The organism is Aeromicrobium sp. MLTX1 (assembly GCF_046452335.1).
In the GTDB taxonomy this organism is placed as follows: Bacteria; Actinomycetota; Actinomycetes; order Propionibacteriales; family Nocardioidaceae; genus Aeromicrobium.
Genome location: NZ_JBKFDN010000001.1, coordinates 910097 through 924900, shown reverse-complemented (window position 1 = coordinate 924900; position 14804 = coordinate 910097). Strand labels below are relative to the sequence as shown.

The following is a 14804-nucleotide window of genomic DNA, read 5'->3' as shown; positions in this document are numbered from 1 at the left end:
GTACCGTTAAGGGGTCGTCTCGAACGACGTCCGCCGCGTGCCCATGAACAGTTCCGGTCATGGGCGAGCGGTGGCCACTCCAACCGGCCACGTATCCGTACCGAAGGACCTCCTGTGAGCAAGCGCACCTACCAGCCGAACAACCGTCGCCGCGCCAAGAAGCACGGCTTCCGCCTCCGCATGCGCACGCGTGCCGGCCGCTCGATCCTGGCCGCGCGCCGCCGCAAGGGCCGCGACAAGCTGTCGGCCTGATTCCGCGTGCTGCCGCGCGTGCACCGCATGCGCGACGGTGAGGTGTTCCGCCAGGCGATCCGCCGTGGTGGCAAGGGCGTCCAGCCCGACCTCGTCGTCCACGTGGGTGGACCTGTCGAACCGACGGACGTCACGTCCGTCGGTTTCGTCGTGTCGAAGAAGGTCGGCCCGGCGCACGATCGCAATCGCGTGAAGCGCCGGCTCCGTCACCTCATGCGCGAGCGCATCGACGCGGTCCCCATGGGATCACGCGTCGTGATCCGTGCCCTTCCAGGCTCGGCCCACCGACGCGCGGCAGACCTCGGACCCCAACTCGACCAGGCGCTGCGCACGGCGTCGTCACGGATCCGGCCATGATGCGCTGGATCGTGGCGAGCCTGCTGCGCGCCTACCGACTGGTCATCAGCCCGATGTACGGGCAGGTGTGCCGGTACCACCCCAGCTGTTCGGCATACGCCCTCGAGGCGGTCGAGACGCACGGCGCCCTCAAGGGCTGCTGGCTCGCGATCCGTCGACTGGGCCGCTGTCACCCCTGGGCCGCGGGCGGGTTCGACCCCGTTCCGGGCCGTGATCGAGGAGAAGCATGTTCGACTTCCTAGGCACCATCGGCAGCGCCATCATGACGCCGCTGTACTACTTCGTCTCGGGAATCATCCTGGCGTGGCACTGGCTGTTCGAGCAGATCGGCATGGATCCCGACGGCGGCTGGACCTGGGTCCTGTCGATCGTGGGCCTGACCATCACGATCCGCGCGATGCTGATCCCGCTGTTCGTCAAGCAGATCAACTCCAGTCGCAACATGCAGTTGATCCAGCCGCAGCTGCAGGAGCTGCGCAAGAAGTACGGTCACGACCGCGAGCGCTTCGCCCAGGAGCAGATGAAGCTGTTCCAGGAGACGGGCACGAACCCGTTCTCCTCCTGCATGCCGCTGCTGCTGCAGATGCCGATCTTCTTCGCCCTGTTCCGCGTGATCGACCAGGCCGCTCGTAACGGCGCCGAGGGTGCGAAGGGCTTCCTCTCCGGCGAGCAGGCCGAGTCCATCGCCAACGCCCAGTGGCTCGGCGGCAAGATCGCCGACACGTTCATCTCCAGCGAGCACCTCGAGACCAAGATCATCGCGATGGTCATGGTCGTGGCGATGTGCGCCACCCAGTTCTTCACGCAGAAGCAGCTGATGGCCAAGAACATGCCGCCGGAGGCGCTCAACGGCCCGTTCGCCCAGCAGCAGAAGATCCTGCTCTACGTGCTCCCCGTCGTCTTCGCGGTCTCGGGTGTGGCGTTCCCCCTCGGCGTGCTGGTGTACTGGACCACCTCGAACCTGTGGACGATGGGCCAGCAGTTCTGGGTCATCCGCAACAACCCCGCCCCCGGCACTCCCGCCTTCGCCGCCAAGCAGAAGCGCGACGCGGCCAAGGGCAAGATCGTCCAGGCCGATCCGATCGCCGAGGCGAAGCAGGCGGCCGAGGAGCAGAAGGCCAAGCGCCAGCAGCCCAAGAAGCAGTCCCGCGACCAGCGTCGCAAGGGCGGCACGCCGCCCAAGCAGTCCCAGCCCCGCAAGGAGGATTCCGATGAGTGAGACCGATCTGGAGCGCGAGGGCGACATCGCCGCCGACTTCCTGGAGGAGCTGCTCGACATCGCCGACCTGGACGGCGACATCGACATCGACGTAGACGGCGACCGTGCCGCCGTCGAGATCATCGGTGGCAACCTGAGCCACCTCGTCGGTCGCGACGGTGAGGTCCTCGACGCCCTGCAGGAGCTGACGCGCCTGGCCGTGTACCGCGAGACCGGTGTACGCAGCCGTCTCATGCTCGACGTCGATGGTCACCGTGCCGCTCGCAAGGCCGAGCTGGTCAAGATCGCCGCGGAGGCCATCGAGCGGGTCCAGGCCGACGGCGAGTCCGTCGCCCTCGACGCCATGTCCCCCTTTGAGCGCAAGGTCATCCACGACGCGGTCGCCGACGCCGGCCTGCGCAGCGAGTCCGACGGCGCGGGCGCGGGTCGCCACGTCGTCGTGCTTCCGGCCGAGTGACCGTTTCACGTGAAACGGTGTTCGGCGAGCGGCTTCCGCTCGCCGAGCGCTACGCCGAGCTGCTGGCGACGTCCGGGGTCGAGCGAGGCCTGATCGGGCCTCGCGAGGTCGACCGGCTGTGGGAGCGGCACCTCTTCAACTGCGCCGCCCCCGTCGCGCGCGTTCCCCACGGTGCGACCGTGGCGGACGTCGGTGCGGGTGCCGGACTCCCCGGCATGGTGTGGGCGATCGCGCGCCCGGATCTGCACGTCACCCTGATCGAGCCGCTCCTCCGCCGCACCACGTGGCTCGAGGAGGTCGTCGCCGATCTCGGTCTCGAGGACCAGGTCACCGTGCTGCGCTCCCGTGCTGAGGACGTCGACCAGACCTTCGACGTCGTGACCGCCCGTGCCGTGGCGGCGCTCGACAAGCTGGCCCGCTGGTGCATGCCGCTGGTGCGCCCGGGAGGATTGCTGCTCGCCCTCAAGGGGCGGAGTGCAGCAGAAGAGGTGGAGGCTGCGCGCGCCACCCTCGCTCGGCTCAAGGCCGGCGATATCGTGGTGGCGACGTACGGGCACCGGTGGGACCTCGAGGTCCCGACCACGCTCGTCGAAGTCCAGCGCCGATGACACGCCGTGGAACACCCGATGTTCCACGTGAAACATGACAGGAGCCGTAGTGACGATTCCGACCGCCGCTGACTTCGCCGAGGAGCCGCTGGGGACGTCAGCGTCCACCCCCCTCGCCGACCAGGCCGGCTATCACGTCCAACTCATGGAGAGACTGGCCTCGACCGGCCGCTACGAGCGACCGCGCCAGACGCGGGTGTTCGTCGTCGCCAACCAGAAGGGTGGCGTGGGCAAGACGACCACGTCGGTGAACCTCGCCGCGGCGATGGCAGCCCGTGGCCTCTCGGTGCTGCTCATCGACCTCGATCCCCAGGGCAACGCGTCGACCGCGGCCGCGATCCCGCACGCGTCGGGCACGCCGGGAACCTATGAGGTACTCCTGGACGAGCTGCCGATCGACCAGGCCGTCCAGACGAGTCCCGATGTGCCGGGACTGCGCGTCGTGCCGGCCACGATCGACCTGGCCGGCGCCGAGATCGAGCTGGTGATGCTCGAGCAGCGTGAGCGTCGCCTCCGCAAGGCCATCGACGGGTACCTCACCGGACCCGGGCGCGATGTCGACTACGTCTTCATCGACTGTCCCCCGTCGCTCGGTCTGCTGACCGTCAACGCGATGGTCGCCGCCCGCGAGGTGCTGATCCCGATCCAGTGCGAGTACTACGCGCTCGAGGGCCTGAGCCAGCTGCTCGGCAACATCGAGCTCGTGCAGCAGCACCTGAACTCCGACCTCGACGTGTCGACGATCCTGCTGACGATGCACGACGCACGCACGAACCTCTCGTCCAGCGTTGCCGCTGAGGTTCGAGGGCATTTCGGCGATCGCGTGCTCTTCACGGCGATCCCGCGCTCGGTGCGCATCAGCGAGGCGCCGGGCTACCAGCAGACGATCATCACCTACGATCCCAACTCGACGGGCGCGCTCTCCTACCTGGAGGCCGCTCGCGAGATCACCCAGCGCGGCGCGGCGCCGGCCGACCAAGGAGCATCGTCATGAGCAACCCCCGCCCCGGCCTCGGCCGCGGACTGTCCGCCCTGATTCCCACCTCGCCGGCGCAGGCGAAGGAGACGGGTCTCGCGGAGGTCACGGGAGCGCGCCTGCGCGACATCCCGGTGGGCCAGATCTCGCCGAACCCGCGCCAGCCGCGCTCGGTCTTCGACGAGGAGGCCATGGCCGAGCTCGTCCACTCCATCAAGGAGATCGGACTGCTCCAGCCCATCGTGGTGCGGCAGACCGGGTCCGAGGCCTACGAGCTGATCATGGGGGAGCGGCGCTGGCGCGCCCACCAGAAGGCCGGACTCGACGCCATCACGGCCGTCGTCCGCGAGACCACCGACGAGGACCTGCTGCGTGACGCGCTGCTGGAGAACCTCCACCGGTCCGAGCTGAACCCCTTGGAGGAGGCGGCCGCCTACCAGCAACTGCTGGAGGACTTCGGCTGCACGCAGGAGGAGCTCTCCGAGCGCATCGGGCGTTCGCGGCCGCAGATCACCAACACGATCCGGCTCCTGAAGCTCCCTCCGGCGGTCCAGCGCCGGGTGGCGGCCGGGGTGCTGTCCGCAGGACACGCCCGCGCGCTCCTGGCGGTGCCGAACCCCGAGCTCCAGGACCGCCTCGCCTCCCGCGTGGTCGCCGAGGGCATCTCGGTGCGCCAGCTGGAGGAGATCGTGCGCTTCGGTGACGAGGAGGCTACGCCCGCGGCCCGCAAGCTCAACACCCGTCCCACCTCGCCCCGCGTGGGCGAGCTGGCGCACCGGCTCTCCGAGCGCTTCGACACTCGCGTGAAGGTCGACTTCGGCAAGTCCAAGGGCAAGATCGTCGTCGAGTTCGCGACGATCGGCGACCTCGAGCGCATCGTCGACCTCATGGACCCGGCTCCCAAGCCGGAGTAACCATCAACTAGTCACCAAAACAACAAAGCCACTTGTCGACAAATCGACAAGTGGCTTTGTTGATGAGACTAGGTCATGCGACGAACTCCGAGATCTCGGTGAGGATCGCGGACTTCGGACGAACGCCCACGATGGAGCGGACGAGCTCCCCCTGGTAGTACAGGTTGATCGTCGGCAGGCCGGTGACCCGGTACTGCGCCGGCGTGACGGGGTTGGCGTCGGCGTCCATCTTGACGACGGTCAGCGCGCCCTCCTTCTCGTTCGCGATCTCCTCGAGAATGGGAGCGAGCTGGCGGCACGGGCCGCACCAGGACGCCCAGAAGTCGACGAGCACGGGGCCCTCGGCCTTCAGGACGGTGGACTCGAAGTCGGCGTCGGTGACGGCGGCGATGTCAGCCATGGATTCTCCTCAGGGTGGTGTGGTGGTCAGTCGGTCAGGGCGACCGCGGGTTCGGGGTGCCCGGCGTGCTCGATGTCGGCCAGGAAGCGCTCGGCGTCCAGGGCGGCCTGGCAGCCGGTGCCGGCGGCGGTGATCGCCTGGCGGTACGTGTGGTCGACGAGGTCGCCGGCCGCGAAGACGCCGCGCAGGTTGGTGGCGGTGGAGCCGCCCTGCGTCAGCACGTAGCCCTCGTCGTCGAGGTCGACCTGGCCGACGAGCAGCTCCGAGCGCGGGTCGTGGCCGATCGCGATGAACAGGCCGCTGATGTCGAGGCGGCGCGACTCGCCGTTCGTCGTGTCCCGCAGCGTGACACCCTCGAGGATGCCGTCGCCGTGGATCTCGGCGACCTCGCTGTTCCACGCGAACTCGAGCTTGTCGTTCGCGTAGGCACGGTCGGCCATGATCTTGCTGGCGCGCAGCTCGTCGCGGCGGTGCACGAGGGTGACCTTGTCGGCGAAGCGGGTGAGGAACAGGGCCTCCTCGACGGCGGAGTCGCCACCGCCGACCACGGCGATGTCCTTGCCGCGGAAGAAGAAGCCGTCGCACGTGGCGCACCAGCTGACGCCGTGGCCGGAGAGCGCGTCCTCACCCTGGATCCCGAGCTTGCGGTAGCCCGAGCCCATCGCCAGGATCACCGCGTGCGCCTGGAAGGTGGAGCCGTCGGCCAGCTTCACGGTCTTGACGTCGCCCGTGAGGTCGACCGAGGTGACGTCGTCGGCCACGAGGTCGGCGCCGAAGCGCTCGGCCTGGGCGCGGAGGTTGTCCATGAGCGCCGGGCCCATGATGCCGTCGGGGAAGCCGGGGAAGTTCTCCACGTCGGTGGTGTTCATCAGCGCACCACCGGCGGTCACGGAGCCCTCGAAGACGAGCGGCTTGAGGTTGGCACGTGCGGCGTAGATGGCAGCGGTGTACCCGGAGGGGCCGGAGCCGATGATGATGAGACTGCGGACGTCGGTCATGAAGGAGCGCTTTCGATCGGGTTCACGTGCTTCAACGGATTCTAGGCGGTGAATGTTCCCCGCAGTCGCGGTCGGCTCACCGGCCGCGGACGATGGCTCGCCGGATCTCGCCGCGGTACTCGCCGTCGGCGATCTGGGGCAGTCCGCGCAGCCACACGACGACATAACGCGTGCGCACGTCGCGGGGCAGGGCGACCGAGAGGTCCTCGGCCGCACTGTTGAGGGTGGCGACCTCGCGCAGGTCGTCGAGGTTGCGCGGCAGCTCGGAGATCGACGACGGGGCGGTCAGGATCGACAGGTCGGTGGGCGTGCCCGCGAGGCGCAGCCGAACCTGCTCCACCTGCCGTACGGTGCCGAGGTCGAGGATCAGCCCGACGCCGTCCTTCAGGCCGCCCAGGTCGGCCCGGCCGTAGTACGTGGCGGTGCGCCAGCCCGTCTCGGGGTCCTCGTCGAGGATCGCCTGGGTGAGCTCCGGGTTCTCGCGACGGTCCTCGCCCTGCGGGTCGAAGTCGACGACGCGTGCCAGCGGCAGCACCCGCACGGGCGTCTCGGGTGCGGACTGGGCATACGGGTCGCCCACCTGTCCGGCCTCGCGCCCGACGAGGAACGCCAGCACGCCCGACAGCACGATCGCGGTGATGAGACCGAGCAGCACGAGCGCCCGGTCGCCGTGCGTCATCATCTGCATGCGCGCGGTGAACCGCTCGCGTCGCGTGGGCGGCTTCGGCTCGTACGCCTTGGGGCGGCGACGCGGCGGCTCGAGCCCCGGCGGGGGACCCGAGGGCTCGATCACGGGGTCGAGCCGCAGCAGGTCGGGCGACGTCACGTCGTAGCCGAGCGGCTCGTCGAACAGGTCGTCGTCACCCTCGCCGGCCTCGTAGAGCGCCCGCGCGATCTCCTCGGCCGATGTCAGCGCGTCGTAGGGGTGCCGTGAGGGCTCGAGGATCCGGTCGCAGATCTCGTCGACCTCGCGCAGGACACCGGCGCGCACCTGGCGGGGCCGCAACAGGTGGCCGTGCTCGGTGGGAGCGGCGCGCAGGCCGTCGACGTGGCCCCCCGGCCAACGGCTCACGAGGCAGGCGTAGAGCACCTTGCCCAGCGCGACCACGTCGGCCGCCCGGTAGGAGGCGAGGTCGTCGTCGGAGTCCTGGTGGTCGGCCGGGGCGAGCGCGGTGGCCACACCCAGACCCACGATGCGCACCGCTCCCGACTCCTTCAGCAGGATCTGGTGCGGTGTGAGGCGTCGGTGCACCAGGCCGCGGTCATGGGCGTGGGCGAGCGACTCGGCGACCTCCGCCACGATCGCCGCGGCGCGACGGTTGGGCAGCGGCGACTGGGCCAGCAGCCGGCTCAGCGGCGTCGCCTTGGCCCACTCGCGGACCACGACGTGCACACCGTCCTCGTCCTGGAGCAGGTCGAGCACCCGCAGGAAGCGGTGGTCGGTGACGCTGGTGGAGCGGCGGGCGGCCTCGAGGAAGTTGGGGCCGCGGGGGTCGTCGGCGGGCAGCAGCTCGACCCGCACGTTGCGGTGCAGCACCCGGTCGACCGCGCGCCAGTTGGAGGCGCCGAGGCTCTCGCTGACCAGATCGGCCAGCTCGTACCGCGAGGCGAGCACGTCACCGGAGACGTGGGGTCTCCGGTCGCTCATCAGTCCTCCTCGGCCGGTGCGGGCGCACCTCCGACCATCGTACGTGCGTCAGCCTCGACGCAGGACGCTGGAGACGACATAGCGCAGCTCCTCGACGCGCAGCAGGCGCGCGGCCAGGACGGTGGCCGCGGCGCCGGCCGCCCCGACGAGCACGAGCTCCCCGAGGGCCCAGGCCGGAGAGGGATCCCCGGTGACGAGGAACCGCTCCCAGGCCCAGCGCCCCAGCAGCATCACGAGGGCGGCGAACGCGCACACCAGGACGAGCCGCACGACGAAACGGACGGTCTCGGGGTCGGCGAGCGTGCCGATCCGGCGCGACAGGACGGTGGCCGAGATGGCGAGGCCGATCGTGTAGGCCAAGCCGTACGCCAGGGCGAGGCGCGTGGAGACCTCGATGGGCGGGGCGCCGGTGGTGACCGCGACCGCCAGCACGATGTTGGCCGCAGCGATCGCCGTCTGGATGAAGAACGGGGTGCGGGTGTCCTCGAGGGCGTAGAAGCCGCGCAGCACGACGTAGTGGAGGCTGAACATCACGAGCGCGAGCGCGAAGGCCGAGATCGTCGTGCCGATCGCGTCGGTGTTGCCGCGCGCGGCGCCGAAGCCCGCGAGCACCGAGGCCACCGGCGAGCCCAGGCATGCCACGGCCACCGCGATCGGCGCGATCAGCATGAGGGCCAGACGCAGCGTGCGGCTCAGCTCGAGGCGCATCCGGGTGTAGTCGTGCTCGGCCGCGCGGGCCGCCAGCGTGGGGATGATCGCCGTGGCCAGCGAGACCGTGATGACCCCGTGCGGCACCTGGCTGATGAGGAAGCCGACGTCGTAGACCACCTGGCCCGCGCTCGGGACGCCCTCCTTCTTGCCCTCGATGTCGGCACTGGACGCCAGCCGCACGATGACGAAGTAGGAGATCTGGTTGACCACGATGAACGCGAGCGTCCAGGCGCCGAGGCGCAGGGTGTGCCCGAGGCCGACGCCGCGGAAGTCGAAGCGCGGGCGGAAGCGGAAGCCCACCTGACGCAGGTACGGCACCAGCACGAGCGCCTGCACGGCGATGCCGAGCGTGGAGCCCAGGCCCAGCAGCCAGGCCTCGCCGGTGCTGAAGCCGTCGGCGGCGCCCGGGGTGGCGACCCCGAACACCACGGCGTAGGCGCCCAGCACGCCGAGGGCCACGAGGTTGTTGACGATCGGCGCCCACATCATCGGGCCGAACCGCTGGCGCGAGTTCAGGATCTGGCCCACCAGCACGAACGCGCCGTAGAAGAAGACCTGCGGCATGCACAGCAGCATCAGCAGCTGCGCGGACTCGCGCTGGCGCGTGAAGTCGTCGGTGAACAGGTCGGGACCGAACAGCAGCCGCAGCAGCACCGGCACCGCGAGCATGAGCACGACCGTGGCGATGCCCAGGACGAGCAGGCCCAGGGTGATGATCCGGTTGGCGTACGCGTCGCCGCCGTCGGGATCGTTCTTCATCGCGCGCACCAGCTGCGGCACGAGGACGACGTTGAAGATGCCGCCCGCGACCAGGATGTAGAGCGAGTTCGGGATCGAGTTCGCGACGTTGAACAGCGAGCCGTTCAGCGCGGAGCCGACCACGGCCAGCAGCACGAGCGAGCGGAGCAGGCCCGTGATGCGCGAGACGATCGTCCCGAGCGCCATCCAGGCGCTGGCGCGGGCGAGGTTCGGGTCAGTCATCGAGGTCCTCGGCGTCGGTCGCGGGGGCGGCGGCCTCGGCACCGCGGCGACGCCGTCGGCCGAGAAACCGGCGGGCCCAGGTGAAGATCACGAGCAGTCCGGCGGCGGCCATCGTGACCCACACGATCAGGCCGACGTTGCTCGTGCGGATGTTGAAGACGGCGGGCTCGCCGAAGGTCACGCCGGCTTCGGTGGCCAGGCGGGCGCTCACGGTGCTGGAGGTCTGGTCGCCGAGGTCGACCTGCACCGTGAACGTGTGCCGCTCGCCGGCGTCGATCTCGACGGGCTCGATGTCGTCAACGTTGAGCCCCGGGTTGTCGGCGACGAGCTCGAGTCCCACGCGCACGGTGCTGTCGGTCTCGTTGGAGAGCGTCAGCGGGAACCCGCCGCGGCTGCTCGACAGGGTGATGGTCGAGGGACTGTCGATCGAGATGCCCTTGAGCTCGGACTCGAGCGCCTCGGTCTCGGCGGCGATCTTCGCGTCGAGGGCGGCCTGGTCGGTGCGCCAGCGCACCGACAGCAGCGAGGCGATCTCGCGGTCGTGGTCGGGCCGACTGGGGTCCACCACGATCGCGTCGTGGAGGTCGGCGACCTTCGAGAGGTTGGCGACGCGGTCGAGGGTGGACGCCCCGAGCGACGTCGTGTCGACCTCCTCCAGCACGGCGCCGCTGTAGCTGACGGGCGCGGAGCGCACCAGCTCGGTGGCGGTGGCCGGTCGGGTCAGGCCGCCCGAGCCGCGCGTGGTGACCGCGCGGGCCACGACCTGGCCACCCGTGGTGCCGGGATCCCAGCTGGGATCGACGATCGTCATCGCGTCGGCGCGCGACTTCGGGTCGCTCTCGCGCTCGATGGCCCCCAGTGCGGCATCGGTGAGGATCCGCTGGCGCAGCGTCACGGCGGTCTCGCTGCCGGGGACGTCGGGAAGGGCTCCGTTCACCAGCAGCGGCAGCGGGCCGTTGCGCGTCTCGAGGCTCACGACCGAGCCCAGCCGCGGCTCCCAGCCGGGCACGCTCTGGCGCGAGACGAGGGTGGGACCCTCACCACGGCTGCGGATGTCCTCGAGCACGGGCAGGGTGGTGCCGGCGATCGTGGGCCACGAGGCGCGCGGTCCCGTGAGCGCGTGGTCGGCCAGGGCGTCGGCCGTGGCGTCGTCGACGACGTCCCACAGCGTCTCGGCGTTCTCGGGGTAGCGGTTCAGCGCCAGCTCGTCGGGCCGGGCGTACGAGACGATCCACGTGGTGGAGCCGAGCGCGAGCTCGCGCAGGTCGGCCAGCCAGTCCACCACCGCGGCGGCCTGGACCGTGGAGAGCTCGACGTCCTTCGGTGGGCTCTCCGCGTCGGTGAGCGGAGCCAGCGCGTCGAGCAGGGACGGGTCGAGCACCACGGTGCGACCCTCGCGCGGGGTCGCGGCGGCGGCGTCGAGGTAGTGGCGCAGCTGTCCGTCCTGCACCGAGGCGAGGATCTCCTCGGGTTCGGCGTCCTCGGGCGTCCACGTGGGGGTGAACGGCCAGACGAGACCGGCGGGGATCGCCGTGGCGGGGTTGGGCACCCAGGGCAGGAACGTGGTCGCACGCGCCACCGCGTCGTTCGAGCGCTGGCCCTCCTCGTCGGTGGCCAGCACCTGCACGCCCACGGGGTAGACGCCGCCCGCGCCCGAGAGACCGAGCTGCGACACCGGCACCTCGATGCGGAAGCGGCGGAAGGACCCCGGGGCGATGTCGCCGAGCTCGGCGAACGAGCCGGCGTCCACCACGCGCTCGCCCGTGTAGGACTGCCCGTCCTCGATCGCCGCCTCGATCTGGGCGCGCGACTCGAACGGGCTGCGCGGGATGACGAGGTAGGCCTGCACCGAGGTCCACGGCGTGGAGCCGGTGTTGCGGACGATGCCGGTCATCGTGATGGTGGCCTTCGCGGACAGCCGCGTGGGGGTCAGGCCGTCGATCCGCACCCCCAGCGAGCCGTCGGAGGCGGTGGCCGTGGGGCTCGGGGCACCCACCAGCAGTGACACCGCGACCACGAAGGCGGTGAGCCAGGCGCGGAACGTCACCACGTCATCGTAGTGGGACGGACGACGGCTCCCGCGGCTGCGACTCAGCGCGCGGCCCACCACGCGCGCAACGCCTCGATCGCCTGGTCCTCGGGCAGGGGGCCGCGGTCCATGCGCAGGTCGAGCAGGAAGCGGTACGCCTCGCCCACCTCGCGGCCGGGACCGATGTCCAGCACCTCCATGATCCGGTTGCCGTCGAGGTCGGGCCGGATGGACTGGAGCTCCTCCTGCGCCTCGAGCTGCGCGATGCGGGTCTCGAGGTCGTCGTAGGTGCGCTGGAGCCGCAGCGCCTTGCGCTGGTTGCGCGTGGTGCTGTCGGCGCGGGTGAGGATGTGCAGCCGCTCGAGCAGGGGGCCGGCGTCGCGCACGTAGCGGCGCACGGCCGAGTCGGTCCACTCGCCCGACCCGTAGCCGTGGAACCGCAGGTGCAGCTCGACGAGCGTGGAGACGTCGTCGGTGACGTCGTTCGGGTACCGCAGGGCGCGCATCCGCTTGCGGGTGAGCTTCGCGCCCACGACGTCGTGGTGGTGGAACGTCACCTGGCCGTCGCCGGTGAAGCGGCGCGTCCTCGGCTTGCCGATGTCGTGGAGCAGCGCCGCCAGCCGGATCGTGAGGTCGGGGCGCTCGTCGAGCCGGTGCTCCAGCTCGATCGCCTGCTCGAGCACGGTGAGCGAGTGCTCGTAGACGTCCTTGTGGCGGTGGTGCTCGTCGCGCTCGAGGCGCAGCGCCGGCAGCTCGGGCAGCACGCGCTCGGCCAGCCCGGTGTCGACGAGCACGCGCAGACCCTGCACGGGGTGGTCGGACAGCAGCAGCTTGTTGAGCTCGTCGCGGACGCGCTCGGCCGAGACGATCTCGATGCGGTCGGCCATCGCGACCATCGCCTCGAGGACGTCGGGCGCGCAGAGGAAGCCGAGCTGGCCCACGAAGCGCGCCGCCCGCATCATGCGCAGCGGGTCGTCGCCGAACGAGACGTCGGGCCCGATCGGGGTGCGCAGCGTGCGGTCGGCGAGGTCGTCGAGCCCGCCGTGGACGTCGACGAACGCGAGGTCCGGCAGCCGCACGGCCATCGCGTTGACGGTGAAGTCGCGCCGGGCGAGGTCGTCGGACAGGTTCGTGCCGAACGCGACGACCGGCTTGCGGGACTCGGGGTCGTACTCGTCGGCGCGGTACGTGGTGATCTCGAGCATGTCGGCGCCCTTGCGCACACCGATCGTGCCGAAGGCGCGGCCCACGTCCCACGTGGTGTCGGCCCAGCCCTCGACGATCGACTCGATCTGGTCGGGCGAGGCCGAGGTGGTGAAGTCCAGGTCGGTGACGGCGCGGCCCAGCAGGGCGTCGCGGACGGGTCCGCCGACGAGGGCGATCTCGTGGCCGGCGTCGACGAAACGGGCGCCCAGCTCGGTGAGCACGGGGTGGTTCGCCCGCAGCTCGTCGAGGCGCGTCTTCTCGTGCGCGGTCAGATCAGCCACAAGGGTCGAGTCTATCGGTCGCGCCGCGACGTCACGTATGCTGGCGGACATGGAGAACTGAGATCCCGCCCCGCCCACCCGCGACCCCGGAGATCTCATGTCATCCTTCCTCTCTCTTTCCCATGCCTCGTTCGTGCTGCCCGCGGGGCGCACGATCCTCCACGACCTCACGTTCGGTCTCGCGCCCGGTCGTCACGGAATCGTCGGCGACAACGGCAGCGGCAAGTCCACGCTGCTGCGGCTGATGGCCGGCGAGCTCGCGCCCACGTCGGGCACGGTCGACGTCCACGGACGCCTCGCGTACCTGCCGCAGGCGCGGGCGGCCGCCGGTGCCACCGTCGCCGACGTCCTTGGGGTGGCCCCGGCGCTCGCCGCTCTGGCGCGCATCGAGGGTGGCTCGGTCGACCCCGCCGACTACGACCTCGTCGGCGACGGCTGGGACCTGCCCGACCGCATCGAGCGCTGGCTCGACCGGGTGGGCCTGGCGGGGATCGAGCCCTCGCGACCCGTGAGCTCGGTGTCGGGAGGCGAGGCCACCCTGCTGCGGCTGGCCGGACTGATGCTCGCCGACCCCGAGATCCTGCTGCTCGACGAGCCGACGAACGACCTCGACGGCCCGGCGCGCGAGCGGCTCGAGGACATCGTCGACGCGTTCACCGGCGTGCTCGTCGTGGTCAGCCACGACCGGCGGCTGCTCGAGCGGATGGACCACATCGGCGAGGTGCGCGCGGGCGCGGTGCGCTGGTTCGGCGGCGCCTTCAGCGACTACGCCTCGGCGATCGAGGCCGAGCAGGAGGCCGCCCTGCGCGCCGTGTCGGCCGCGAAGGCCGACGTGCGCCGGCAGCGCCAGGACCTCGTCGACCAGCAGACCCGCCAGGCGCGACGCGACCGGCAGGGCCGGGCCAACGCCGGCAGCCTGCCGAAGATCGTGGCCGGCGCCTACCAGCGGAAGGCCGAGGTCAGCGCCGGGCGCCTCCGCGGGATGCACGAGGACCGTCTGGACAGCTCGCGCTCCGCCCTGGCCGCCGCGGAGGACCGCGTGCGCGACGACCGGCGGATCCGCGTGGACCTGCCGGACACCGAGGTGCCGCCGCGTCGCGAGGTGCTGCGGGCCGAAGGGCTGGTGCCGGCGTTCGGCACCGCCCAGCCGATGGACCTCGACCTGCGCGGGCCCGAGCGGATCGCGCTCGTGGGGCGCAACGGCGCCGGGAAGTCGTCGCTGCTGCGCGCGATGCTCGGGCTTCAGGAGCCGCGGGCCGGTCAGGTCACCGTGTACGTGCCGTGGCGCTACCTGCCGCAGGGCGTCGACCTGCTCGAGCCCGGGCTGACGGTCCTGGAGAACGTGCGTCGGGCCGCTCCGGACGCCGAGCCGCACGCCGTGCGCGCGCAGTTGGCCCGGTTCCTGTTCCGGGGGAACGCGGTCGACCAGGTGACCGGGACGCTCTCGGGCGGCGAGCGCTGGCGAGCCACGCTGGCGAGCCTGCTGCTGGCCACGCCCGCGCCCCAGCTGCTGGTGCTCGACGAGCCGACCAACAACCTCGACCTCGCGAGCGTGGCCCACCTCACCGAGGTGCTCGAGGCCTATCGGGGTGCGCTGCTCGTGGTCAGCCACGACGAGCCGTTCCTCGACGACCTGGCCCTCGACCGCCGGCTCGAGGTCGAGTGAAGTTTCCCCGGCTAACAGGGGAATCCGTCACCATGCGGGGGAAGTTTTCCCCGCTCTGTGACAGGAAACCCGGTTAACCGGGGAAACTTCGAGGCACGCGA

The 14804-nt window shown here is 70.9% G+C and carries 15 protein-coding genes; 9 read left to right on the top strand and 6 right to left on the bottom strand.

The features are described from left to right. The first annotated feature begins 114 nt into the window (after positions 1 to 114). Genes rpmH through ACK99Q_RS04205 form a run of 8 tightly spaced genes read left to right on the top strand, consistent with a single transcriptional unit; the run spans position 115 to position 4783 of the window. A complete protein-coding gene (gene rpmH, locus ACK99Q_RS04240) occupies positions 115 to 252 on the top strand; it encodes a 50S ribosomal protein L34 (RefSeq protein ID WP_078699619.1) in 138 nt (45 codons plus the stop codon). 6 nt (positions 253 to 258) lie between these two features. Next, positions 259 to 609, top strand: coding sequence for a ribonuclease P protein component (gene rnpA / locus ACK99Q_RS04235; protein ID WP_410184988.1), 351 nt, complete (start codon positions 259 to 261; stop codon positions 607 to 609). Then, complete coding sequence (gene yidD / locus ACK99Q_RS04230) at positions 606 to 851, top strand: membrane protein insertion efficiency factor YidD (RefSeq protein WP_223302982.1); 246 nt, start codon at positions 606 to 608, stop codon at positions 849 to 851. Before rnpA ends, yidD begins: the two co-directional genes overlap by 4 nt. Beyond that, the gene (yidC, locus tag ACK99Q_RS04225; RefSeq protein WP_410184987.1) at positions 836 to 1828 is read left to right on the top strand and encodes a membrane protein insertase YidC; all 993 of its coding nucleotides are present in this window, start codon (positions 836 to 838) and stop codon (positions 1826 to 1828) included. The genes yidD and yidC overlap by 16 nt, the downstream gene beginning before the upstream one ends. Then, entirely contained in the window at positions 1821 to 2285 is a 465-nt protein-coding gene (locus tag ACK99Q_RS04220; RefSeq protein WP_410184986.1) for a protein jag, read from the top strand. The genes yidC and ACK99Q_RS04220 overlap by 8 nt, the downstream gene beginning before the upstream one ends. A gap of 17 nt (positions 2286 to 2302) precedes the next feature. Continuing rightward, a complete protein-coding gene (gene rsmG / locus ACK99Q_RS04215) occupies positions 2303 to 2893 on the top strand; it encodes a 16S rRNA (guanine(527)-N(7))-methyltransferase RsmG (RefSeq protein ID WP_410184985.1) in 591 nt (196 codons plus the stop codon). Positions 2894 to 2942: 49 nt separating this feature from the next. Then, positions 2943 to 3887, top strand: coding sequence for a ParA family protein (locus ACK99Q_RS04210; protein ID WP_410184984.1), 945 nt, complete (start codon positions 2943 to 2945; stop codon positions 3885 to 3887). Further along, positions 3884 to 4783, top strand: coding sequence for a ParB/RepB/Spo0J family partition protein (locus ACK99Q_RS04205; protein WP_410184983.1), 900 nt, complete (start codon positions 3884 to 3886; stop codon positions 4781 to 4783). Before ACK99Q_RS04210 ends, ACK99Q_RS04205 begins: the two co-directional genes overlap by 4 nt. Before the next feature lie 73 nt (positions 4784 to 4856). On the opposite strand, the gene trxA is transcribed toward ACK99Q_RS04205, so the two are convergent. From trxA to ACK99Q_RS04175, 6 genes are all read right to left on the bottom strand, one after another. Then, positions 4857 to 5183 carry a thioredoxin gene (gene trxA, locus ACK99Q_RS04200; RefSeq protein ID WP_179427359.1) on the bottom strand — a complete coding sequence of 109 codons (327 nt, stop codon included), beginning with the start codon at positions 5181 to 5183 and terminating at the stop codon, positions 4857 to 4859. Positions 5184 to 5209: 26 nt separating this feature from the next. Beyond that, entirely contained in the window at positions 5210 to 6181 is a 972-nt protein-coding gene (gene trxB / locus ACK99Q_RS04195; RefSeq protein ID WP_410184982.1) for a thioredoxin-disulfide reductase, read from the bottom strand. A gap of 76 nt (positions 6182 to 6257) precedes the next feature. Next, positions 6258 to 7829 (bottom strand): protein kinase domain-containing protein, encoded by a 1572-nt coding sequence (locus ACK99Q_RS04190; RefSeq protein ID WP_410184981.1) that lies wholly within the window; start codon positions 7827 to 7829, stop codon positions 6258 to 6260. A 48-nt stretch (positions 7830 to 7877) separates the two neighbouring features. Further along, a complete protein-coding gene (gene murJ / locus ACK99Q_RS04185) occupies positions 7878 to 9521 on the bottom strand; it encodes a murein biosynthesis integral membrane protein MurJ (RefSeq protein WP_410184980.1) in 1644 nt (547 codons plus the stop codon). Further along, the gene (locus tag ACK99Q_RS04180; protein ID WP_410184979.1) at positions 9514 to 11568 is read right to left on the bottom strand and encodes a DUF6049 family protein; all 2055 of its coding nucleotides are present in this window, start codon (positions 11566 to 11568) and stop codon (positions 9514 to 9516) included. Before ACK99Q_RS04180 ends, murJ begins: the two co-directional genes overlap by 8 nt. A 44-nt stretch (positions 11569 to 11612) precedes the next feature. Then, positions 11613 to 13088, bottom strand: coding sequence for a CCA tRNA nucleotidyltransferase (locus tag ACK99Q_RS04175; protein ID WP_410184978.1), 1476 nt, complete (start codon positions 13086 to 13088; stop codon positions 11613 to 11615). 46 nt (positions 13089 to 13134) lie between these two features. Here ACK99Q_RS04175 and ACK99Q_RS04170 point away from each other — a divergent pair, with 46 nt between their 5' ends. After that, positions 13135 to 14703: an ABC-F family ATP-binding cassette domain-containing protein gene (locus ACK99Q_RS04170; protein ID WP_410184977.1), complete on the top strand. Its 1569-nt coding sequence runs from the start codon at positions 13135 to 13137 to the stop codon at positions 14701 to 14703. Positions 14704 to 14804: the final 101 nt, after the last annotated feature.